This window comes from Paenibacillus chitinolyticus NBRC 15660, from assembly GCF_000739915.1.
Classification (GTDB): domain Bacteria; phylum Bacillota; class Bacilli; order Paenibacillales; family NBRC-103111; genus Paenibacillus_F; species Paenibacillus_F chitinolyticus.
Genome location: NZ_BBJT01000012.1, coordinates 57,906 through 82,461 on the forward strand (window position 1 = coordinate 57,906; position 24,556 = coordinate 82,461).

Annotated in this window: 21 protein-coding genes; all 21 read right to left on the reverse strand. The window is 45.7% G+C overall.

Features of this window, described 5'->3' with window-relative positions; translation table 11 throughout:
* Positions 1-21: 21 nt before the first annotated feature.
* On the reverse strand, positions 22-1,071 hold the full coding sequence (gene argC, locus PCH01S_RS23645; RefSeq protein ID WP_042233770.1) for an N-acetyl-gamma-glutamyl-phosphate reductase: 1,050 nt from the start codon (positions 1,069-1,071) through the stop codon (positions 22-24).
* Between the two features lie 249 nt (positions 1,072-1,320).
* Positions 1,321-2,205, reverse strand: coding sequence for a YitT family protein (locus tag PCH01S_RS23650; RefSeq protein WP_042233772.1), 885 nt, complete (start codon positions 2,203-2,205; stop codon positions 1,321-1,323).
* 349 nt (positions 2,206-2,554) lie between these two features.
* A protein-coding gene (gene prfB / locus PCH01S_RS23655; protein ID WP_129112445.1) for a peptide chain release factor 2 occupies positions 2,555-3,668 on the reverse strand; the annotation gives its coding sequence in 2 pieces (ribosomal slippage) (positions 2,555-3,595 and positions 3,597-3,668; 1,113 coding nt in all).
* Between the two features lie 197 nt (positions 3,669-3,865).
* Positions 3,866-6,370, reverse strand: a complete 2,505-nt coding sequence (gene secA, locus PCH01S_RS23660; RefSeq protein WP_042233774.1) for a preprotein translocase subunit SecA — start codon at positions 6,368-6,370, stop codon at positions 3,866-3,868.
* A gap of 496 nt (positions 6,371-6,866) precedes the next feature.
* A complete protein-coding gene (gene hpf, locus PCH01S_RS23665) occupies positions 6,867-7,415 on the reverse strand; it encodes a ribosome hibernation-promoting factor, HPF/YfiA family (RefSeq protein WP_042233776.1) in 549 nt (182 codons plus the stop codon).
* Between the two features lie 197 nt (positions 7,416-7,612).
* Positions 7,613-7,810 carry a cold shock domain-containing protein gene (locus tag PCH01S_RS23670; protein ID WP_009677088.1) on the reverse strand — a complete coding sequence of 66 codons (198 nt, stop codon included), beginning with the start codon at positions 7,808-7,810 and terminating at the stop codon, positions 7,613-7,615.
* 244 nt (positions 7,811-8,054) lie between these two features.
* Positions 8,055-8,843, reverse strand: coding sequence for an FkbM family methyltransferase (locus PCH01S_RS23675; protein ID WP_042233779.1), 789 nt, complete (start codon positions 8,841-8,843; stop codon positions 8,055-8,057).
* A 24-nt stretch (positions 8,844-8,867) separates the two neighbouring features.
* The gene (locus PCH01S_RS23680; protein WP_042233781.1) at positions 8,868-10,625 is read right to left on the reverse strand and encodes a glycosyltransferase; all 1,758 of its coding nucleotides are present in this window, start codon (positions 10,623-10,625) and stop codon (positions 8,868-8,870) included.
* A 37-nt stretch (positions 10,626-10,662) separates the two neighbouring features.
* Positions 10,663-11,901: a flagellin lysine-N-methylase gene (gene fliB, locus PCH01S_RS23685; RefSeq protein ID WP_042233783.1), complete on the reverse strand. Its 1,239-nt coding sequence runs from the start codon at positions 11,899-11,901 to the stop codon at positions 10,663-10,665.
* A gap of 17 nt (positions 11,902-11,918) precedes the next feature.
* On the reverse strand, positions 11,919-13,007 hold the full coding sequence (locus PCH01S_RS23690) for a glycosyltransferase family 2 protein (protein WP_042233786.1): 1,089 nt from the start codon (positions 13,005-13,007) through the stop codon (positions 11,919-11,921).
* Positions 13,008-13,070: 63 nt separating this feature from the next.
* Positions 13,071-17,039: an IPT/TIG domain-containing protein gene (locus PCH01S_RS23695; RefSeq protein WP_084706671.1), complete on the reverse strand. Its 3,969-nt coding sequence runs from the start codon at positions 17,037-17,039 to the stop codon at positions 13,071-13,073.
* A gap of 18 nt (positions 17,040-17,057) precedes the next feature.
* The gene (locus PCH01S_RS23700; protein WP_042233788.1) at positions 17,058-17,387 is read right to left on the reverse strand and encodes a hypothetical protein; all 330 of its coding nucleotides are present in this window, start codon (positions 17,385-17,387) and stop codon (positions 17,058-17,060) included.
* On the reverse strand, positions 17,380-17,772 hold the full coding sequence (fliS, locus tag PCH01S_RS23705) for a flagellar export chaperone FliS (RefSeq protein ID WP_042233789.1): 393 nt from the start codon (positions 17,770-17,772) through the stop codon (positions 17,380-17,382). Before fliS ends, PCH01S_RS23700 begins: the two co-directional genes overlap by 8 nt.
* Before the next feature lie 45 nt (positions 17,773-17,817).
* A complete protein-coding gene (fliD, locus tag PCH01S_RS23710; RefSeq protein WP_042233791.1) occupies positions 17,818-19,323 on the reverse strand; it encodes a flagellar filament capping protein FliD in 1,506 nt (501 codons plus the stop codon).
* Positions 19,324-19,337: 14 nt separating this feature from the next.
* Positions 19,338-19,676 (reverse strand): flagellar protein FlaG, encoded by a 339-nt coding sequence (locus PCH01S_RS23715; RefSeq protein ID WP_053228778.1) that lies wholly within the window; start codon positions 19,674-19,676, stop codon positions 19,338-19,340.
* 73 nt (positions 19,677-19,749) lie between these two features.
* On the reverse strand, positions 19,750-20,589 hold the full coding sequence (locus PCH01S_RS23720; RefSeq protein WP_042233793.1) for a flagellin N-terminal helical domain-containing protein: 840 nt from the start codon (positions 20,587-20,589) through the stop codon (positions 19,750-19,752).
* Between the two features lie 165 nt (positions 20,590-20,754).
* Positions 20,755-20,982, reverse strand: a complete 228-nt coding sequence (gene csrA / locus PCH01S_RS23725) for a carbon storage regulator CsrA (protein WP_042233794.1) — start codon at positions 20,980-20,982, stop codon at positions 20,755-20,757.
* 1 nt (position 20,983) lies between these two features.
* The gene (gene fliW, locus PCH01S_RS23730) at positions 20,984-21,415 is read right to left on the reverse strand and encodes a flagellar assembly protein FliW (protein ID WP_042233797.1); all 432 of its coding nucleotides are present in this window, start codon (positions 21,413-21,415) and stop codon (positions 20,984-20,986) included.
* 63 nt (positions 21,416-21,478) lie between these two features.
* A complete protein-coding gene (locus PCH01S_RS23735) occupies positions 21,479-22,051 on the reverse strand; it encodes a DUF6470 family protein (protein WP_042233799.1) in 573 nt (190 codons plus the stop codon).
* A 12-nt stretch (positions 22,052-22,063) separates the two neighbouring features.
* Positions 22,064-22,975, reverse strand: coding sequence for a flagellar hook-associated protein FlgL (gene flgL, locus PCH01S_RS23740; protein ID WP_042233802.1), 912 nt, complete (start codon positions 22,973-22,975; stop codon positions 22,064-22,066).
* Positions 22,976-22,988: 13 nt separating this feature from the next.
* Entirely contained in the window at positions 22,989-24,554 is a 1,566-nt protein-coding gene (flgK, locus tag PCH01S_RS23745) for a flagellar hook-associated protein FlgK (RefSeq protein ID WP_042233804.1), read from the reverse strand.
* Positions 24,555-24,556: the final 2 nt, after the last annotated feature.

Sequence of the window (24,556 nt, forward strand, 5' to 3'; positions counted from 1 at the left end):
TCATTAAACCAGTCGGAACGATTATGGATAAACCGGCGTAAGTTGAAGACCCGTCGTTTCATCCCAGCCAAGCATCAGATTCAAGTTTTGCACGGCTTGCCCGGCCGCGCCCTTCATCACGTTGTCGATAACCGAAACGACGGTGACCCGGTTCGTTCTCTCATCTACGGCAAAACCAATATCGCAGTAATTCGAGCCCCATACTTCTTTGGTCGCCGGCCACTTGCCTTCTTCGCGGATTCGCACAAAACGGCGTCCTTCGTAGAAATTACGGTACATTTCAATAAACTCGCGGGTGTCATGCTTTCCGTTCAACTGCGCATAACAGGTCGCCATAATTCCACGCGTCATCGGCACAAGGTGAGTCGAGAAAGTGATGATGACTTCACGTCCCGCGGCATCGCTCAGTACCTGCTCGATTTCGGGAATATGCTGATGGCGGTTAAGTTTGTAAGCCGAGAAATTCTCGTTGGCTTCCGCGTAATGAAAACCGAGGCCAAGTCCTCTGCCCCCACCGGAAATACCGGATTTGGCATCCACGATGATCGTGGACGGATCGATCCATCCCGCTTTCACAGCCGGAACCAAACCAAGAAGTGTAGCCGTCGGGTAACAGCCCGGGTTAGAAATAAACTCTTTCCCCGGCACCTGCTCTCCGTAAATTTCGCACAAACCGAAAACAGCCTTATCCAGATCTTCCTGGGACGCGCCCTCGCGCTTATACCACTGGGTATAAATCTCCGGGGTTTTCAGCCGGAAATCTCCGGACAGATCGATCACTTTGAGACCGGCATCCAGCATTTGAGGCGCCAGCTTGGCAGCCACACCCGCCGGTGTCGCCAGAAAAACGACATCCGCTTTGGACGCGATAAGCGGTACATCCACAGCATCCAGCGAATCGTGCATAATGCTGTTCAAATGAGGAAATCCCTCCGAAATAGGCGCGCCTGCACTCGAAGACGAAATTACCGAAGTGATCGTTACAGCGGGATGTCCGAGCAGCACCCTAATCAGCTCTACTCCCCCGTAACCGGTTGAACCTACAATAGCCGCTCTCACGTGTTCCGTCATTACTTTTTCCCCCAAACGTCCTAAAAATGATATGTATTATTATACAGACACAGGTATAATAATTCAACGACTTTTTTACCTGCCGAGGAGCCTCTCATCCGGATCATTAAATCACGCGCAAAAAAACAGCTGTCTTTAAAGACAGCTGTTTTCTGCTACAGGATACATGTTCGAAGTTGAGTACTTTTGGAAAGGATCAGTCTCCGCGTCTTATATCTTTTATACAGAATGTTTTGTATATATGCAGAATTATACCGCTCGCTTGAAACCTTCCCCCAACACCTCGTTCGCATTGCTTAAAATGATAAACGCTTGAGGGTCGATCGACTGTACCAGTGCCTTGAGCTTGCTGACTTCGCTTTGACTGACGACAACCATCAGCACAAGCCGCGCATCGCCCGTATATCCGCCGGCTCCGTTTAACTGGGTCAGGCCACGGTCCAGATCATGAAGAATCGCTTCGCGAAGCTTCTCCGGATCGTTCGAAATGATGTAAGCCACCTTCGACGTGTTAAGCCCGACTTGGACGATATCAATCGTTTTCGTGGTCACAAAGAGACCGATCAATGCGTAAAGAGCTTTTTCAGGACCGAAAAAAATTCCGGCCAGCAAAATGACCATTCCGTCAAAAACGGCAACCGATACTCCCAGGCTCAAACCGGAATATTTATGTAAAATTTGCGAGGAAATACTGAAGCCTCCCGTTGAACCGCGGCCGCGGAACACGATCCCGATACCAAGCCCCAGCACCATGCCGCCGTAGATCGTTGCAAGCAGAATGTTATGAGTCAGAGTAGGTAGATGGCTCGTCAGCATGACGCAGAGCGGCAGCACGATCGAACCTACGACTGCTTTAAGGCTGTAGGAGCGGTCCAGAAGCCACAAACCAAGTAGAAATAACGGAATATTCAAACCCCACTGCGTTAAAGCCGGCTGCCAGCCCAAGGTTTGCTGGATAATGGTCGACAGGCCCGATACCCCTCCGGAAGCAACCTGATTGGGATTGAGAAAGACGTTAAAACTGATGGAAATAATCAAACAGCCGATCAGCAGCATCGCATATTCGTACACTTTCTGCTGCGGACTGTTCAGGACAAGACGGGCTTTTCTCCGTTTGCCTTTGGCCATAGCCATGGGCGTTCCTCCTATCTTTTACCGGCCGTTCGCGCCGGTTATCTCTAGTTTTGCCTGATGAAGGTCTATTGTTGTATGAGTAAGGCACTGGAATTATTATGGCATCAAAAGAAGAGTTTGCCTACCTCTAATTAACCCTTGGTCAAAAATAATTCGGAAGCGTTGCAGAACCTTGTATAAGACTGGTTCGCACTGTGCTCGGGCATTCTTCCGGGTTTGAACAGATTCCGGGTTTTCGCGGGCTTGCCCGCGCACTAAGCGCTTGAACCCCCTCGCCCGGCCCATCAACCTCATGAATATACAAAAAATGCGGGGCCGTGGGCACTCGGCCCCCTTCCCCGCACGCTTCTTATTCTTCTTTCTTCTGGATCTGCAGGCGCAGATAAGCATCGATGAACGGATCGAGATCCCCGTCCATTACCGCTCCCACATTGCCTGTCTCTTCCGTAGTCCGGTGATCCTTGACCATGCTGTAAGGATGGAAGACGTAGGAACGGATCTGGCTGCCCCACGCAATGTCGGACTGCTCTCCGCGGATTTCCGCGAGATGCTTCTCCTGCTCCTCGATCTTCTTCTCGTAGAGCTTCGATCTCAAGTGCTTCATGGCCCGTTCCCGGTTCTTGATCTGGGAACGTTCCGTCTGGCACGTCACCACGACTCCTGTCGGCAAGTGCGTAATCCGCACGGCCGAATCCGTCGTGTTGATGTGCTGGCCGCCCGCTCCGCTCGCGCGGTACGTGTCGATCTTCAGGTCCTCCGTGCGGATATCGACCTCCACGTCGTCTTCGATCTCCGGCACCACGTCGCACGACACGAATGACGTGTGACGGCGGCCCGAAGCGTCGAACGGCGAGATGCGCACAAGGCGGTGTACGCCCTTCTCCGCTTTAAGGTACCCGTAGGCGTTGTGGCCCTTAATGAGGAGCGTCACGCTCTTCACGCCGGCCTCGTCTCCGGGAAGATAATCGAGCACCTCGACCTTGAAGTCCCGTTTCTCGGCCCATCGGCGGTACATCCGCAGCAGCATCTCCGCCCAGTCCTGGGACTCCGTCCCGCCCGCGCCCGGATGCAGCTCGAGAATCGCATTCAGCCGGTCGTACGGCTGATTGAGCAGCAGCTGCAGCTGGAAGTCTTCCAGCTTGCGGAGAACGCCCTTCAGGCCGTCGGCCAGTTCGGCCGCCATGTCCTCATCGTTCTCCTCGTCAGCCAGCTGCGCCATAACATCCAGGTCTTCATATTCGTTATTCAGCGCCTGGAACTGATCCACAACGCTCTTGATGGCGTTGAGTTCGCCGATGATTTTCTGGGCCTTTTCGTTATCGTCCCAGAAATCCGGCGCCGCCATTTTCACTTCATAATCTCCGATCTCTTCGAGCTTATGATCTAAGTCAAAGAGACCCCCTTAATTCCGTTAGTCGCTTTGCAATTTCGCGCAGGTCTTGTTTCACTTCCGGTTCCAGCATACCAACACCTCGGAGTCCTCATATTTGTTCTAGCAATTAGTTGTAACACAGGATAGTAAAAAATTTGCCGGTCCCGGCTGCTCTCGGTTTATCATAACCGGGCCTGCGCCAGGATATAAGCGAATATGCAAGGCTATGCATGAAAAATGCATAACCTTGCATAAGATACAGCTTATAAAGTCCCGGGTGGATGCGAATTACGCTCCGTGGCACTGCTTGTATTTCTTGCCGCTTCCGCAAGGGCAAGGATCGTTGCGGCCGATTTGCTCTTCTTTTACAATCGGCTGTTTGCCTGCGGATTCCACTTTGGGATCCACGGCTTGTCCTTCGGCCACGGCTTGACGCTCCAGATTGCTTTCGACATGGGCCTTCATGATATAAGTGGCCACTTCTTCCTGGATGCTGTCGACCATTTCGTGGAACATTTCGAAGCCTTCGAATTGATACTCGCGAAGCGGATCCGTGCCGCCGTATGCACGAAGGTGAATCCCTTGGCGAAGCTGGTCCATCGCATCGATGTGATCCATCCATTTGGAGTCGACCGCACGCAATACGACGACTTTCTCAAATTCGCGCATAAATTCAGCGCCGATCTGTTCTTCGCGCTCGTTGTATTTATCTTTGACTTTCTCATCAATAAATTCAATGATTTCGTCGATCTCTTTACCCCAGATATCTTTGCTGTTCAGCGCATCTTCGGAAAGGAAGTTGTTGTTCACATAGTCGACAACCGCCTGCAGATCCCACTCTTCCGGAATTTGAGATTCGCTGCAGTGGGCGTTCACGATACGCTCAATGCTGGAACGAAGCATCGTTTCCACAATCTCACGGATATTCTCGGACTCAAGCACTTCACGACGCTGTTTATAAATAATTTCACGCTGTTGGTTCATAACGTCGTCATATTGGAGGACGACTTTACGCATGTCGAAGTTATTGCCCTCTACACGCTTCTGAGCGGACTCGATCGCACGCGTGATAAGCTTGCTTTCAATCGGCTGATCCTCTTCCATGCCAAGACGATCCATCATAGCCATGATGTTCTCGGCACCGAAGCGCTTCATCAGTTCATCGCCAAGCGACAGATAGAACTGGGAGGAACCCGGGTCACCCTGACGGCCCGCACGACCGCGAAGCTGGTTATCGATCCGGCGGCTCTCATGGCGCTCTGTACCGATAATATGCAATCCGCCGATTTCGTGGACTTGGTCGCCCAGCATAATATCGGTACCGCGGCCCGCCATGTTCGTTGCGATCGTTACGGCGCCGGCTTGTCCCGCGCGGGAGACGATTTCCGCCTCTTCGGCGTGGTACTTCGCGTTAAGAACCTTATGCTGAACGCCTTTTTTCTTCAGCATTTCGGACAGCAGCTCGGAATTCTCGATGGAAACGGTACCCACCAGCACCGGCTGTTTATTTTTATAGCGCTCGACGATTTCTTCAACGACCGCTTTGAACTTGCCCATCTCCGTCTTATAAACAACGTCAGGCATATCTTTACGGATCATCGGACGGTTAGTCGGCACAATAATAACGTCCAGACCGTAGATCTTCTTGAACTCTTCTTCCTCCGTCTTCGCCGTACCGGTCATACCGGCCAGCTTGCGGTACATACGGAAATAGTTCTGGAATGTGATCGTCGCCAGCGTCATGCTTTCGTTCTGCACCTGGAGCTGCTCTTTCGCTTCGATCGCCTGGTGCAGGCCTTCGCTGTAGCGGCGGCCCGTCATTAGACGGCCCGTAAATTCGTCGACGATGAGAACTTCATCGTCCTGAACAACATAATCCACGTCGCGGCGCATAATGACGCGTGCTTTCAGAGCCTGGGTAACGTGGTGGTTGAGTGTAACGTTCTGATGATCGAACAAGTTCTCAATCCCGAACGCTTTCTCCGCTTTCTCCACGCCCTGCTCCGTCAAAGACACGGAACGCACTTTAATATCAACGGTATAATCCTTCTCCGCTTCCAGCTTGCTCACAAAACGGTCCGCCGCATAATACAAATCCGTAGATTTGGCAGCTTGTCCCGAAATGATCAGCGGTGTTCTCGCTTCATCGACCAGGATGGAATCCACTTCGTCGATAACGGCAAAATAAAGCGGACGCTGAACCATCTGCTCTTTGTAAAGCACCATATTATCGCGCAAATAGTCGAATCCGTATTCATTGTTCGTGCCGTATGTGACATCGCAAGTATAGGCAGCCTGCTTCTGCTCATGCGAAAGATCATGAAGATTGACCCCGACGGTCATCCCCAAGAAATCGTAAATCTGGCCCATCTCGCCGCTGTCACGCTGCGCCAGATAGTCGTTGACGGTAACCACGTGCACGCCTTTGCCCGCCAGCGCATTCAGATAGACGGGAAGCGTACCGACGAGGGTTTTACCTTCACCGGTTCTCATCTCGGCGATTTTGCCTTCGTGGAGCACCATGCCACCGATTAACTGCACGTCATAGTGACGTTTGCCCAGCACCCGCTTGGAAGCTTCACGCACAACGGCAAATGCTTCCGGCAGCAGGTCGTCCAGGTCTTCGCCCTTTTCCAGACGCTCGCGGAACTCGACGGTTTTGCCTTTTAATTGTTCGTCGGACAGAGCGGAAATTTCCGGCTCCAGCCCATTTATAGCATCGACTGCTTTCCAATATCGCTTGATTTCACGTTCGTTGGAATCACCAAACATTTTTTTGACCAGTCCTAGCATCGGTGAACCCCTTTCCCTTACACTCAGTATCCTTAAATTGTATCAGTTTGCTCGTCAAGCCGCAACAAAACAAGGCTTCAGAGCGGGAACATTTCAGTTTATCAGATGTGGTTCTCTGTAGCAAACCTACTCCTTTACATACGTAAAAGCTCGCGCTTTGTTGCAGTTGTTGTCGGCAAAGCCACTGAAAAGTCGTTTTTTCATTTCCAAAGTTGGCGAAATTTTACCGCTTGGCTTTTGAACAGACGAGAATCTCTAAAATTGTTTTGTTATTCGTAAACATGCGCAAGATCCGCGAGCTTCTTTCTACTATTAAAGAGAAGATAACGTAACGGCGGCTTCCACGTCAAACGTCAGCTTTTTTCACCCGATTTTTTGTGCTGGATATAGGCTATAAACATTTAAAAAGCCTGACCCTGTCGGATCAAGCTTTGGTTTCATAGTTTCAGTTGGAAGTTCGTCTGGCATTTGCAGTAATAAGTAAGACGGGTTGGGATCAAATAGCCGGTTCGATCAGACCATATCTGCCATCGTCCCTTTTATAGACCACGTTCACTTGCTCTGTGTCCATGTTGGAAAAAACGAAGAAATCATGACCAACCATGTTCATCTGCAGAATCGCTTCGTCGATATCCATCGGTTTCAGCGTGAACCGCTTCGTCCGGACCAGTTCGTAATCCTCCTCTTCCTCATCCATGGTGAGAACCGGGCTTTCCAGCTTGCTCAATTCGCGTTTGTTGCCTTCCAGGCGGATTTTACGATTCATTTTCGTTTTGTGTTTGCGGATTTGACGTTCCAGCTTGTCGACCACCAGGTCAATAGCCGCATACATGTCTTGATCTTTATTCTCGGCACGGAGCAGGACGCCCTGGAGCGGAATCGTCACTTCCACCGTGTGGATGTTTTTGACTACGCTAAGTGTCACATATCCTTCCGAGTTGAGGGGGGCTTCAAAGTACTTCTCCAGTCTGCTCAGCTTTTTCTCCACATACTCCCTGAGGGCAGCTGTTATCTCGAGATGATCTCCTCGAACGGTGAATTTCATATAAAACTCCTCCCTTCTGTCTCTATTATACACCAACTATTTTGAATATTCAAAAAATCTTAATATACGTTTCGTGTCCGTTCTGAGGCTAAATTGTGAACTCCGGGCGCATGCAAAAAAACACCCCGGATCGCAATCCAGGGTGCTGGTTCAAACATTTGTGCCATGTTTTATGAACCGGCCAAACGGCCGAATAATTACAGCTTGTTTACGTTAGCTGCTTGTGGTCCGCGAGCGCCTTCCACGATGTCAAACTCAACAGCCTGACCTTCTTCTAGTGTTTTGAAACCGTCCGTTTGGATTGCAGAGAAATGTACGAATACGTCTCCGCCGTCCTCGCGCTCAATAAAACCGTAGCCTTTTTCCGCATTGAACCATTTTACTTTACCTTGCATCGGACACATTCCCTTCGTCTTCAAATAAATGTAAGCCTTTGCTTACCTTTTGAATATATCACCGCGGAAATAATTGTGTCAATCTGATGACAAGATAATCCTAAATATTTTGAAAATTTAGGTATTCACACTTTCGACAGCATAGGCTTTAAGCCCTAGATCCCTTTTCGAAAGCGGGATTTAAGCACTTATTCACAGAGTTATCAACAAAGTTATACACATTGTCCACAGGGAGAGATTTATGTTAGTTTTGGAATTCCAGTAGAACAAATGGATAAAATTCAAAGGCTGCCAGATCCTTTAACGTTGTTTCTACGACTTCGCCTTCTTTGTCCAGCAGCGTGAGACGTGCTCCCCGATTTGTAATTAGATCGCTGATCAGATCAAGGAAAGGGCCTTCATCCGTTCCAAGCATCGCTTTATTCCATTCAAAAGTGATTGTCTTAATCTTCCGGTCTTGTATCAATTTTTTCATCCCCAGAAAAGCATGATACTCTCCACCCTCGATATCGATCTTAACCAGATCAATAGACTCCAGTTCTTGCAATTCGTTATCTAAGGAGACAGCCGCGACGTCCCGGATTGTATAGTGATCGATTAAATTGTCGTCTTGAGGCTTCTCCTTCCACGAAGAATAACCATGAAATCTTTCCGAGCTCCGAAATTGCAGCGTCTTATTTTCCGAATAAACCGCTTTATTTATGATGGTCACGTTCTCCGTAAGCCAGTTCATTGCCAGGTTATCCTTTAAGACAGCAGCCGTATTAGGGTCCGCTTCATATCCGATGACCCTTCCCGTATTTCCGACTACTTTCGCGGCCAGCACGGTGAAATAACCGATATTGGCGCCCACGTCCACGACTGTATATCCGGGTTTCAGCTGGGTAAGGAAATATTTCGTCAACGGAACTTCAAACATTCCGGTCGTTACCAGTGTCGGCATTAGACTCAAATCATTGGACGGTACCGTGACTACGGCATTATACGCTAATTTAACCATCATTTTATTGTTCCCAATATAGGTTCCGTGCATGATTATTCGCTCTCCTCTAACTGTTCACTGTTGTAAATTTTTTAATAATGTGGAGCTGTTAAGGAAAAACTCGGGATAATGGGCCGCGTCTCCCACTAATTTTGCTATCCCTTTTACCGGGGCCGCCTCGCTACCTTTACCCAGCAAAGTGAGCACAAGAGCGTATAAATAATATAAATCCGTATAATCCGGATATTTAGGAAGTGCTCTATTTAACAGTTGGAGAGCATCCTCGTCTCTCTCAAGTTCTATCAAACATAGTATCAGCCATTTCGTATAAATGCCTTGCTGCTCTGGCGAAGAGTCGTTCGTATTTATCAATCGCTGCCACAGGTGATACGCTTCATCCGGCTTTCCTTGTGCAAGCAAACCGATAGCAGCATCGTGATCGGATTCGGGCGATATTGTATTCCGGGCTAAGCTATACACTTTGTCTACAGACACTCGGCTTCCCGGCTGCTTTCTTACGGCCGCTGTCTCCCATCTGCCGAACGAATGATTTTCGATGAGAGAATATACGGAAACAAGCTCGATTTGATCTTTACTGCTATGCAGCAGCCTTTTTATAAATCTTTCGTGCTCCTCTTCAGTCATGAAGTCTTTCTTCTGGAGCAAGATGTTCCACTCATCCAAAGTATTCAACGGGACCGGATCGTAGCCGGCCGCTTCTTTGTAATACATCTCTACCTGTGGCAGAACCGCTTCCCATGAGAAACGGGCTGCAGTTTCAAGGCCTTTTACAATCTGACTTTCTCTTAGCAGAGGATTCTCAAGCAACCAAGTCAATTGTTTGGACAAGCTCTCCGGATCACCGATTTCCGCCAGCAGAATATTTGATCCCTCTGCCGAGTATTCCAGCACACCCTGATTACGGGTACTCACAACCGGGCAGCCGCAAGCCATGGATTCAATTACAGGCAGTGAGAAGGATTCGTAATGAGAGCCGGAAACAAACACAGCCGCTCCCCGATACAGCTCGGCAATCTCTTGCTGAGTCGGATTCACATATATCTCGGATATCCACGGTTTTTCTTGCGGCAAAAACTGAGGTTTAACCGGAGTAATCCAAATTAAATCATAATTTTCCTGGGTTGCCGGTGAATGCAGATAGGCTTTCCACACATCTTGAATGCCTTTAAATGCTATTTGCTCGTTTCCCATCATTAAGATATATGGACGTATTCTTTCGGGGGCGTAGTCTCTCCGATTAAAAATATCAGAATCAATGCCATTATGAATAACTGTGGAATCACAATTATACAAATCCTTGAGCAGGTTGCTAACCTGGTGGGAAACCGTTAATATCCGATCCGCACGCTCTAATTGCTTTTGAATAAATTGCAACTGTTCTTCTTCCAGCTTCTCCGGTTCAAATAAATGTTTATCCCCCTGCTCGAAATAAACAACCGGTGCGATCCCTGTCTGTACACATTCGTAAATGTGGTCGTAATAGGTAGCCACTATTATATCGCAAAGAGGTATCTCCTGCCCCAAATCCAAACCGTATGGGATCTGAATATATTCTGCCTGCAGCACAAACCATTCAGGAAAAGGATGCCTGGATAGGATGGTTATGCGGAAACCCTTTTCAATCAGTCGGTTGGCTTGTTCAAAAACTATTTTAACGCCGCCCCAAATACCGACCTGATTCATGACGAAAACGATATGTTGCCGGTGCTTCGGACTCATTTTCTTAGCTTGCAGAGGTCGCTTGGGACAAGTTTCCGCTCTTACATCTTCCATCCGTTTGTACTGAAGATGGGAGCGCAGCTTTTGCAGCATGATTTGTTCTCCTTTGAAGCGTTACAGTCTGTTTTTCTCAGTCTTTTACTAATAACGAGATGTGCGCCAACGTGTAGTAATTATTTCTTTTCAACTCTTCAACAATAGATTGGAGATAAACGCTGGTGTGCTCGATAGCTTTAGCGAAAGATTGCACGGTTCTGACAACGATCTCATCATTTAAAACTTTATGCTTGCCCGCTACACCCACCAGATGAATCTTCAGCATTCCATACATTACCGCTAAGAGGGCGTATTCATCAAAAAGCGAGTTGTTTTTTACGGATAAGTTAGGGAACAAGGAATTAAACAAAAAATTGACCAGGTAATTTTCTAAAACGTATTCTTTTTCTTTCATATAGGGAGAATAATAAGCATTAAAGTTTTCTTCGTAATTTACTCTAAACTCATCTAATTTAAAGTCTGCTTCGGCAAGTTTTAAACCTTCCAACATTTCTGTAAAGGTAACGTGGTATCTATCCATGGTAGCCCCGTACGTCAGTCTAGATTTGATAAGTTCAAACAAAGCCTGTAATTGTAAATCCAGGTTTACGCTTAACTTTGAGATGGATTCTAAATACTCGGCACTCATCAGTTTTGAGCGAAACGATTCGATGATGTCCGCTGCTCCCAAACCAAGTCCTTGATCGATATCCTTCTGCAAAGCGTCTATAAAAAGTCCAAGCAGGACCAATCGGTCTCCCAACGCAATCGTCCGTGTCTGGATCATTTCTATGGCGAGCATTCTTATTGGCCAAAAATGTTGGGTGTAATCGGCAGCTCCATCATTTCCATGATGTTTAATGACCGGCCAATTGGGTTGAATTTCGTATTCGGTTTCGTCAAATTCAATGCCCTTGGGCTCAAGCAGGACCAATCGCGCAATTTCGGGACAGGATACCCTTCCGGAAAATTCAAACGTGTCGTTGTACTTATTCAGATTTCTAGGGTACATGCGGCAAGTTGTAGATAGAGCGCCCTCACCCATCTTCAATTGAACGGAGCACCATTTTTCTTCGGTAAGCATAGGACAGTGTTTGTCTTTGCCCATAATAATGCTGGCGTAGTATCTGTCGCTTTTAGTTGCGGTGTTTTTATTTCTCTTTATAAAACTGTTTAGTTTGGTTTTCAGTTCCGGGTCGGTTGCCTTTTGATATTTTTTATACGTCTGTTTATCGATAGATACTGTCCATCCGGCACAGCATGTATCTTCACAATCTCCGCCGATGCATTGAAACTTTTTCATATATTCGGGTATTAACGTGTTCTGTTTCATTGTCTATCCTCTTTTCTTTACGTTCTAAGTTGAGTGAGTCGCTCTATTGCAGGTTTAAAATCAGCCTCAGCACTATTTTTATACGCAATAAAAGCTCTATCTGTCTGTCCTGTCAGTTCATAATATAACCCTAAATTATAATAAGCTTTGAATGAACCGACTCCTGAAACCGTTTCATATTTTTGAGGATCAGGTTCTCCTAATTCAATGCATCCGAGAAATATATCCGGAATTAAATGAACATGTTCAGCTGACTTCAGTTCGACAAGTGTACATCCGTAAAGAAAGTATAAATCCGTATAATCAGGATATAATTGAAGACCGATTTGTAAAAGTTCAAATAACTCACTAAACTTTTTGGTTCTCAGCAAGGCCCACCCGTAAGCTTGAATGAGGGCACTATGATAAGCGTACTCGTCACTTGAAAATTTATAGGCTAAATTTAGATGATGCGCCGCCTTCTCATAAGCTCCAGATGCCGAATAAGTTCTGCCTATTTGAAAATGTATATAGGAATTTTTGTTGTTCTTTTCCAACTCCTTAAACAACAAAGTTAAATTACGTTCGTATTTATTATTGGCGATGATTTGAGAAGACAAATACCCCGTGTGACGTAACACAATATCCGATTGAATAAATTTCAGTTCTTTAGTTGAACATTCTATTTGCTCATGCACTACACCTTTAAAAAATATTCCACTGTCTTTATTAAATATTCTGGAGATACTTGCACTCGAAATTCCATCATCCGTCTCATTGAGAATACTAATTTTGGCCACTAAACTTTCGTCGGAAAGCAGTCGTTTGCCAATCTCGCTAAACGCTCTCTCCTGTTTGGGAACAGCAATTTCATCTGCGTCTATTATTAAAACGATAGGTTGTTTCGCTAGTTGTATTAATTCATTCCTGACTTTTGAAAAATCATTCTGCCAAACCGTATGAAAAACTGCCGCACCTTTCGAAAAAGCAATATCGGCAGTAGCGTCTTCTGAACCAGTGTCGAGCACAATAATTTCTTCTACATAAGGTCGTATAGAATCCACGCAATTCCCAATCGTATCCTGTTCATTTTTAGTCATAATACACGCCGATATAGGTTGTTTCATGGAGTTACTCCTTATCAAATTGTTATGAAAAAAGGGTGCCCGCAAGAGGCACCCTCTTAATACTTACCGGTAAGTGAATCCACCAACAAGCGTAACCGTTTGTCCGTCCGGATTTATTACTTTAATATCTACAGGTCCCGTTTTAGACGTTATAGGAATCCTAAACCGAAGTTGCGTGCTGCTCAAAAATGAGGTTGCAATCGGAGTCGCCCCATCTACGGAAACTTTAGCTCCATCCATAAAATTAGAACCATTAATATAAACCAATTCTCCACTCGAATTCAAAGCATTATTCGGTGTAAGATTCGAAATAGTAGGAGCCGGTTTCATAGGAGGAGCATCATAGGTAAATCCGTTTGCCAATATGACAAACTGACCGTCCGGATTAATCACTTTCACATCAACCGGTCCTGTTTTGGAAGATGCAGGTATTCTAAACCTAAGCTGATTGCTTGAAAAGAAAGACGTCACAATTGGCGTTCCGCCATCAATGGAAACCTTGGCGCCCTCAATAAAATTAGAGCCATTCACATACACCAAGTCTCCACCTGTTTGAAGAGAGTGATTTGGCGATAGCGTCGAGATAGTCGGTGCCGGTTTCAAAGGAATCGGATCAAATGTAAAGCCGTTAGCCACTGTCGTGATCTGACCATCAGGATTAACAACTTTGACGGAAACTGTCTCCGCTTTGCTCCAAATAGGTGCCCTTGCACGAAGCTGCTTATCACTTAGGAAGGAAACGCTGGCTTCTTTGTCACCAAAGTAGACCTTGGTCGCCGGATCAAAATTTGCTCCGTCTATGACTACAAAACCACCCAGATCCATCTGAATGTGATTAGGTGTCAAACCGGTTACAACGGCAGGCGCTACAGGAATATACTCAAACCCGCCTACAGATACGGCTACCTGCCCATCGGCATTAGAAACCGAGACATCAACTTTTTCTGCTTTTGTCCAGACCGGAATTCTCACACGCAATTGCTTATCGGAAAGGAATGAAGTTGTGATTACTTTATCTCCGAATTTAACACTTGACTGTGCGTTGAAGTTCTCCCCATTAATTACAACAAAAATTCCTCCGGTAACCGGAGCTTGCGCCGGGCTTAAAGTAGTAATGACTGGAGCCGGTCCAAGCACAGGTGCCGTATAAGTAAAGGTGCTTATCGCTTGAAGTCCGTCGGGATTTACAACCTTCACTTCTACAGGGCCTTCTTTTTCTCCTTGAGGAGCTCTTACCCGCAATTGGGTATCACTCAAGAAAGAAGTTGTCAGTTCTTTGCCGCCGAAAGTAACTTTGGCACCGGATTTAAAGTATTTCCCATTGATAGTTACGAAATAGTCTCCTTTTATTTCACCCGAATCCGGTGTTAAAGAGGAAATTTCAGGAGCCGGGTCTGCCGGCGGGTTCGTAAATTTCAAGGCTCCATCCGACACAACAAACTGGCTGTCTGGATTGACTACTTTAACCGTAACGATTTCTTCCTTACCCCACACAGGGGCTCTAAAACGAAGTTGTTTAGTGCTCATAAACGATGTGGTTTGCTTGCTGTCATTCAACCAAACTACCGCACCCTCTTGGAAGTTATCTCCGTTAACATAAATGAATTCTCCACCCGTTCTTACTGTTTGAGAGGGTGTTACACCCGAAATAGTCGGAGCCGGTAGAGGTGCCGGTGCCAGATATTCGTAAGCTTCTTTAAGAATGCTTTCACGGTTATAAGTATCTGTTACTTTAATATCGACTTTTCCCGCAACAGCTGTTTTTGGTGCTTTGAATGTGAGAGTATCGCTGGAGAGCAGAGTATAAAGTACTTTAGTATCCGCTACATATAAACTCAGGTCACTGCTCAGATTAGTTCCTTTAACCGTAATTACATTTCCTCCGTCCAGCGGTCCACTTATGGGAGAAAGCGAGACCAACTCGGCAGCTTGCGGAAACTTATACGAGAAGCTTTGATTCAATACAGCAGATTGACCGTCCGGGTTTGTAACCGTAATATCTACTGTTTCTTCTTGAGTCCATTTTGGAGATCTGACTCTCAAATGCTTAGAATCTACAAAGCTGCTTGCCATCTCTTTATCTTTGAAAAGAATTTTAGCATCCGGCAAGAAATCCGTCCCTGTAATGGTAACTAAATCTCCTCCAGATACCAAACCGGAATTTGGACTAACGCTTTCAATTGTCGGGGCCGGGTTTAGATACTTAAACGCTTGGTCCAGGTAGCCCTCCAACTTATCCGGATTGATAACGGTAACCTTCACACTTTCAGCTCTAGGCCAAGCCGGTGTCGTTACTTTTAATTCCGTCGCTGACACAAATTCAGTTGGTACTGCAGTAGTGTTGAATTTAACAACTGCGCCCGATTTGAAGTGGCTTCCCTTAATGGTAACAAGGTCGCCGCCTTTGCTGGATCCTTGGTTAGGCGTTACTTCTGTTACGCTAGGGCCAACCAGGTATTCATACGCATTTTTTGCCGTAACACTAGTGTTGTCTGAGTTTACAATCTCAATATCCACAAACCCTTCAACATCGCCAGCCGGCACTGTTGCAGTAATTTGAGTGCTTGTGGAACTTTTGATGACAGCTTCATGCTGACCGAATTTCACCTTAGGGTTAGCCAAAAAATATTTACCTGTAATTACAACATCATTACCGCCTGCCAGTACTCCTTGGCTTGGGGTTACAGATATAAACTCTGGCACCGCAAAATAATAATAAGGGACAGTAGCAGATTGACCGTCATTATTAGTGACTTTTAATTCAACAGCCCCTTGATTTCCGGGAGGAGCCACAACTACCAACTTAGTGGAATCTACAAATTGTACGGAAACGGCATCTTTGTTTCCAAAAACAACTGCCGGATTTGTCCGGAAGTTCTTACCGTTTAGGACAATTGTTTCTCCACCGATAACTGATCCTTTATCCGGCATGATCGATGTGATCTCCGGTGCCGGATATGAAACCTTAATAAGAGGGTTAACTACTTTGGTTGCGCTTGGTACGCCCAAATAGTCCTTAAAGGTTACATCGATATCCTGGCTTCCTACGGATAAATCCCCAGTTCTTTGTCCAGCTTTATGTCTGATTTTATAATTGAACGTTAGTTTTTCTTTTTTCAACTCATTAAACTTCCAGGTAAGCGTGTTTCCACTTACAGTCGGTTGAGGAATATTGTCCTTATAGGAACCAGGAACAATTTCAAATTCCGGAGCAACGGAATCTTTGACCGTTACATCATACGCGCTGGCCACACCGATCTCACTTACGATGGCTTGATAAATTTCTGCCAAGCCTACTGAGCCAAGCACAAAGTGGTGATGCTGGGATGTAGTAGCCATATCTTTCATCAACAGATTTGGTGCGCTTGTATCAGGGTTTTCCGTCTTCTTTAATAGTGCAATAGTATAGAAAACCGTGCCTTCGCCTTTAGCCGCGTTAGCCTGTTCCAAGGCTACTTTGCGGGCATTATCTACTGGCGCCGGTTCTGTGGCTTCACCATCCGTAAGCAGCAAGATAACCGGTTGAGCGTCGGTTCTATGTGCACGAAGCAGCTCCTGTGCTTTTTTAATAGCCGACATGGTTGCAGTACCGCCGGATGCGTTTATACCGGTAATGTAATTTTTAATATCCGCCGGATTAGAAGAAAGATCTTTAGACTTAACATCGCTTGCGAAATCAACAACCCCTACACGGTGTTTGCTGAAGTCGATTAGGTCAACGAAGCCTTTGGCAGCATTTTTAGCATTCGTCATTTTATCTTCGCCATTATTATTTTGGGGAAGCATACTGCCGGATCTGTCAATGATCAGGATGATATCGTTTGGTTTAACAAAATTGACGCCGTCTGATCCCTGCACATTTACAGTTACATCTGCTTCTCCACCTTCTAATATGGAAGTTGGATTCACTTGTTTAGTTACTCTTACAATTTCATCCGCAGCTTCAGCCGAAGCAAAAGTAACCGGAAAAACGGATAGAAGTAAAATTAAAGATAAGATCAACCTTATGGATTTAACAACCGTTTTTTTCACGGGCAAGCCTCCCTCAAATTAGTTCCTGATATCCACAAAAAAAGCATCATTTGTATAAGATGCTTTTGTGCTATAGGCATTAGAAACATTTTTTTTCATTTCCATTGTGTTTATTTGATTTTTTATTTCTTTTTGTTCTTGCTGTATGACTGCAATAACTTTTTCGTGCATATTCTGAATTTGTTCTAACGTAAGCTTATCTGCAGCAGTGAAGCTTTTCTCAGAGAGATCCAGATACAATTGGTCCATTTTTTCTGAAACCTGCTCATATCGGTCGAAACTTGGGGCTTCAAGTACTTGCTTATATAAACCGGCGAGTTCCTCTAATAGTAAACTACTGCTACGCATTTTCCTGATACCCGCCTGTTTTTAGTGATGCAAGCGCCTGCTTCCAGGTCTCCGCCATCCCTCTGGCAAAGTCGAGAATATCATTCAAAATACTCTCGTCTTTCTTGATGATAAAATTTGCAATATGCTGATCGTAGAACAAATAAAGGTTCTGCAAGTCTCTAGATATATCATATTTCATATCTAAAGTAACGATCAATTCACTTAGAATGCTTTTGACTTTGTAGAGCGGCTGGTTCATTTCCTCATACTGATTCTGAGAATACAGCTGCTTAGCTTGGAGCAACAATTTGACCATTTCCTGATATAACAGCAATGTCAATTCTCCCGGGCTTGCCGTCTCTACACGAACCTTCAAATATTGCTGCTGTTTTGCATTCTGCATTGTAACCCTCTCTCAATCAGTTGTAGTTTAATGTTAACCGTCTACTTACCCTTTTAATTGAGACCCTATCCAAGAACCTTGGCTGTTCAATTTCTGTAAAGCTTTCTCCATGGCTGAAAACTTCTTGTAATAGCGGTCTTCAATCTCTCTTAATTTTCGTTGGAGATCCGTTTCTTTTGTTCCCATCTCCTTTAACTGCTTGCCAAGAACACTGTCATCCAAAGATTCGTTAGACCCTAAACCAATCTTCTTAGTAAACTTCGCCAACTGAGCAGTCATTACCTCGTATAAACGATCACCGATTCCCATTTCACTTCTTCGCTTCTTGATATTTTCGGGAGTATCGCTCGGTGTACTGGAGGTTTTTGTGAAAAGTTGGACAACCTCTTTAAAACGGGTATTCAAAGCATCATTTAATTTAGCTTCGTCGACTTCAAGTTTCCCGTTTTCCCGAAAATCGTTTTTGACTGTAATTCCAATTTGCGAAAGAAGCCTAAGCTGACTTTTAGGATCGGCGGGATCGGTAATACCTTCAAGAGGTATGTTTAAAGCGGAGCGCAATGTCTGTAACGTTTCTTTTAACATTCCGTCGTTATAGAGATCGCCTTGACGCGCTTTCTTTTCCCACAAAGCAATCTGGGCTTCCGTCATACCCTCTTTTTCCTCAGCGGTTAACGGTTTATAGTCACGGTTTTTTTTGGCAGTAGTCGCATCCGTATATTGGTCGATAAGCTCGTTGTACTGTTTGACGAAATTTTTGATTTTATCGGCTACAGCAGAATGATCCGCCACTGCCCCGATTGTCGCTTCGCCTTGGCTTCTTAAAGAAACCTGTACCCCGTTGATAATAACGTCGTTTGTCTTGGCGGTAATATCCTTACCATTCACATTATACTTGGCGTCTTGTCCTTGAGAGGTTAGCTGAATGTTTCCGAACAAATTTTTAAAAGTTCCATTCGCATCATCCGTTACCTTGACCGCTGACTGAGCACCGGTAGATGTGGAATTTAAATATAACACGCCACTGGAACGGTCGAAACTAGCCTTCACACCCGTTTTTGCCGCACTTCCGTTAATTTGCTTGACTAAAGAATCTATCGTTGAATCCGCACTTACTGTAATTTGAACAGAATTATTCGGATCGGATCCCTCGATAGTAAAACTTCCGCTCACATTCAGCTGCTCTGTCGGCAACTTAGTTACCTTATCGCTTATGATGGAACCGGAATTAGCCAATTGGGTAATTTTTACATTACTTATACCCGGATTAGTGCCACTTGAAGTTACTTCAAGAACAGTAGGATTAGAAGAGTTCGACTTTACCGCTTCAAACTTGTTCTCAAAACGCAGATCATCGATTGTTTTACGAAGTGACAAAAGCGATGTGTTCATAGTCCGATAATCTTCTCTTTGCCACAGGGTCATCTGCTTTTTCTTCAGCAAATTGTTTAACGGTACTTTTTCGGCATCCATCAATTTTTTGATCAGACTATCTGTGTCCAATTGTCCGCTAAAGCCCGTTAGCCTTGTAGGTCCGCTCACACCAGCCATCTTACATCTCCCTTCTAGATTTTTTTGTCAAGAAACACACCCACATTTACACACATGTTATACATAAGGTCCAGCATTCTTTCAGACGGTATTTCTCTAATTACTTCATCCGTATCGTTATTGACGACGACAACCATAATGGTATTTGTCTTCTCATGAACTTTTACTTTAATATGCGTGTCCGTTTCATGTAGAGCCTTATTTACACGATCCACAAGCTGCTGAATATTTTGAGTATCCGCGCTTACGGATGGAGTAAGGTTTTCATTAGTCGCGTCGGAAAGTAAGGTAGCCGAAATTGTATTAAACAATGGTGTTGAAGACGTAGATGCTGTTCCGGGATTGATCTTCATCCTTTAGAATCTCCCATCACCTGTCGATATGTCAAAAAAGCCGACCGGAATTCCGGCCGGCTTCTCTCATGAATTAACGAAGCAGTTGCAGAACGCCTTGCGGCTGTTGGTTAGCTTGAGCAAGCATCGCAGTAGCAGCTTGTTGAAGAATTCCATTCTTCGTGAATTCGCTCATTTCTTTAGCCATGTCTACATCACGAATACGGGATTCAGCAGCTTGAAGGTTCTCAGCAGTTGTACCCAAGTTGTTGATCGTGTGCTCCAGACGGTTTTGAACGGCACCCAGGTTAGAACGAGTCGTGGATACTGTGTCGATAGCTTTTTGAACCAATTCCATGTTTTCAGCAGCATCTTTGTTGATATCAGCAGCTGCAGAAGCCGAAATATCTTTCAGGGAACCTGCATCTACACTAAGAGTAGCTGCTTTCATGCTTACAAGAGTCAAATCGATAGTTTCACCTTTGTTAGCTCCTACTTGGAACTTCAAAGTAGTTGTGGAACCATCAAGAAGTTTCTTGGTGTTGAATTGAGTTTGGTTCGCAATAGCATCGATTTGGTTGCTAAGTGCGTCTACTTCTGTTTTGATCTTAGCAGTGTCGGATGTAGTCAACACCTCGTTCGCCGCTTGAGTGAACAGTTCACCCATACGTTGCAGCATAGCGTGTGTTTCGTTAAGAGCACCCTCAGCTGTTTGGATCAGGGAGATACCATCCAAAGAGTTTTTGGAAGCTTGCTCCAGACCACGGATTTGGTTACGCATTTTCTCAGAGATAGCCAGACCAGCTGCATCGTCAGCCGCACGGTTGATACGGAAACCGGAAGAAAGTTTCTCCAGGGATTTGCTTTGTGCAGTGTTGTTGGAGCCCAGTTGACGTTGTGCGTTGTAAGAGCTGATGTTGTGGTTAATACGCATGATTATATTCCTCCTTGAATGTAGGCAGTGATCGCATCCTTGCGTTCACCTAATTGTGGATTCAGCGAGTTTAGTCGGCCGCCAAAGCTCGCTTGCCTCCCATAATATATATATCGGATCACAGGGATAGTTACTTTAGAGCTTTTTTGATAAAAACGAAAAAAATTATTTGCCTTTAACGGCTTTTAACAAGGATGCCGCATTGAGATCCATTTTAACCGCCGCTTGGTTTTCCGTCTGAATAGCCTTGTAAATCTCTTCACGATGAATCGGAATATCCTTAGGCGCTTCTATCCCGATCCTCACCTGATCTCCAGCAACATCTAATACGGTGAGGACGATATCTTGACCGATCATAATTTTCTCACCTTTGAGACGGGAGAGTATGAGCATATCAGGCTCCCCCCTTGATTAGAGAATGTCGAATCGGATGATTCGTACTTTCCAGTATAATCTGGGCCGCTTTATTGCGTTTTTTATTCAAAATGATTGGTGCCTTCAGATTCATCGTAACATTATCCTTGGCCCGCACACTTACAATACCAAATACTTGCGTATCCCCTTCGTTCTTTATTTCAAGCTGCTCGCTGATAGCCTTGGGAAGCTCAAATTCATAGGCAGGTTCAAACAAAAAGGGTTCCGCGATAACAAAGGCCAAATCCGCATCACTCAATGACTGGAGTACGTGGAAAGTAGGGTCTTCGTTATCTAATTGCAGTAACGCATAGCGGCGGTTAGTCTCAAATCCAAAGATACCTGCTTCAAACGTAATCAACTGCTCATCCGAAACGTCAATTTCACCAAATCTTGTAGATTGTACGATCATTAAATTTTCCTCCTAATAAAAAGAAAGAATAGCTATAAAATTATAGCTATTGTCTCATATGCTTTAAATAGATGCATCCCAATTTCCCCCGACTACGGAAAAAGAAATTGCATTTTTTTGAGTAACATAGGCTTCTAATTTACCGGCTTCATACTGAATACGCGGAGAGTTCAGCTCGGGATCAAATGTAATCTTACCGTCTTGGACGGTTGTATGAATTACACTCGGTGCATATTGAATATCTACATTATCATACGAGGGCTCGGCTGTTACCTGCACGGGCCTGTCTTTAAAAGCATTCTGCCGGGCGATGTCCGCAAATGCATTGGAATGATTAGTGATCTCCATCATTCGGTCGCCGTTCTGGGCAATCTCCGCGATATTCTGCATAGAAATATCAAAAGCGCTTTGTGCGATAAGATCTCTCATTTCAATGAGTTTGGAAGAACCTAAAGCGGACCAAGCTCTTGTGGAGTCAATCTCAAGGCTTGACTTCTCCGTCTCCATGCTAACTTTGGTATCGTCCTGCTGAAGGTTTAGTTCCGCTTTAGGTTGTTCGATAGATAACTTCCCCTCTGTGGTAGAGAGTCCGATTTTGGTATACTGTTGGCTGATCTGAATACGCGGAATTTGCATATAAGGCTCCTTTTATCTCAGGAAGTCGAGCAAGCTCGGACGAATAATCCGCCCCATCGTATCAAGAGAAGCCTGAAATACGCTCTCCGCAGTCTTTAAATCGGTAATTGTTTTGGGTACATTCACATCTTCGATTTTAGATTGCAAATCGGTATAGTTTAAAGTTAGATCTTCCAAACGATCGGTTGTAAATTGCAGGCGATTTTGGCGGGCACCGACATCTGCTTGTGCGAAAAGCACTTGATCCATAGTCGTTTGAATCTCTTTTATACTCTTTTCAATGCCGGCTGTATTATCGCCGGTTAAAGCAGTTTTAAGGTTATCCAATACTTTAAAAACATTCGCTGCCTTGGTAGGATCTGCCGGATCTTGAAAGGGGCCGAAAACATTCTTTCCCAGAGAGTTTACATCGACATAGATCCCTGCACCTATCTGATAACGCATAATTCCTTCGTCGAGACTGTAGGCAGTGTTTGCCGGATCGTCCGAAAAAGGCTTCTGATCCGTTGTTTGGCCGTTAAATATATATTTCCCCTTGAATTGGGAGTTGCCGATAGCAACCATTTGTTTATAAAGCTCATCAATTTCCTGTCCAAGAATCTTTCTGGCTTCAGGGTTATTGGATTCTGTTGCTCCTTGTACCGCTTTTTCAGAAACTGTCTGTAGGATTTTCACAGCCTCGTTCATCACTGTATCCGTGAAGTTCATCCAAGAATCCGCATCCTTGGAGTTTTCGGCGAATTGATCCGTCATATCGATTTCGCCTCTATAGCGAAGCGAGCTGGATATGCCCACCGGATCGTCGGAAGGTCGATTAATCCGCTGCTGCGTTAACAACTGCTCTTGATACTTATCCAGCCGATTATAGTTCGTTTGGAGATTTTTCATCATAGACGAACTCATCATATTCTGTGTGATCCGCATTTAGCTACCCCTCCTATCTGCCGACAACGCCGGTCCCGTTAATCAATTTGTCGAGCATTTCATCTACAACCGTGATAACACGAGCTGAAGCGTTGTAGGCGTGCTGGAATTTAATCAGGTTGGCCGTTTCCTCATCGGGCGACACGCCGCTTATGGATTGACGCAGGCTGTCTGCGTGATCGGTGAGCAGTTCCCCGTTTTCGAGCATTTTTTTGGCATGATCGGTTTGAACGCCCAACTGGCTCATTACCGCTTCATAGTAACCGCCGTACGTAGAGGACGCTGTCAGGGCTGTACCGCCGAAATCAAACGTCTTCTCCGCCAAGCCGCCGATAAGAAGCGCCAGATCGCCGTTGCTTTGCACCACTTTGTTGGTAGGCGCCGCGGGCGGTTTGCTCACGGTTTCGATACGCAGGGAAGCTGCGATCTTCTTCAAATCTTTGGCGATGTCCGGGTTAACCCGGATGTTCTCCGCCGTAAATTTCCCCGATCCGTCGGAAGTGACGAAGAAGTCCTTCCCGTTGGTAGCCGGATCTTCGAGGGTGTATCCGAGCCTATGAAGCCCATTCAAGCCATCGACGGTCACCTTGGCGTCGGCAGCCAGTTTGCGCGGATTGGTCGGATCCATTTGGGCTCCTGCAGGAGGCGTCATCCCATTAGGCAAAATGCTTCCCGCCGGGAGGGTAACCTCGATCTTTCCGGTAGCCAATGTGTTGGCCATGAGATCGATTTGCTTGGTGTATTCGGCAATGAATGTATCACGAGACTGTACATAACCGAAGATTTCACCGGAAGTAACGCCCGCGACATCGGCCTGCACAATAGTATCCGAGTTGAGATCGTCGATAACCTGTTTCGTTCCGAACGTGATTTGGTAAGTTTGCGAAGTCTCCGTTACTTTCACGTTGCCCAGCTTGGACAATTGGTCGACGAGGTAGTCACGTTTATCCCGGAGATCGTTGGCATTATCTCCACCGGACTCAATGTGTTTAATCTGCTTCGTCAAGTCGGAGATTTCGGTCACATAGCTGTTCGCTTCAGACACTTTGATGTTGATTCTTTCCGTGATGTTGTTACCCATCGTCGTAAACTGATTGGCCATGCTGTTAAAAGAATCGGCCATTGCCATCGCCTGCTGAACGACTGCGGAACGGGCCGCCAGATCTTCCGTGCTCGGGTTTTTGCTAAGCGTCTGCCAGGCTTTCCAGAATGCCGTGATGTTCTTAGCCAGACCGTTGTCCGACGGTTCGTTAACGACGCCCTCAATGTTGCCGAGCGTTTCCGAAATAACTTTCGATTCGTTCATCAATGAGTTCTGATTCCGATATTCCACGTCGAAATAAATGTCCCGGATGCGCTGAATCGCATTTACCTCAACCCCCATGCCCAACTGGCCGGGAGAGGTGGAATTGGTTACAGAAGGATATTCGAGCGGACGGGCGGCAACCATCTGGGCCACCTGCCGGGAATATCCCGGAGTATTGGCGTTGGTAATGTTGTGACCCGTTGTATTCAGCGCGACTTGTTGCGCGATAACACCACGCTTGCCGAGCTCCAGTCCATGAAATGTAGAACGCATAA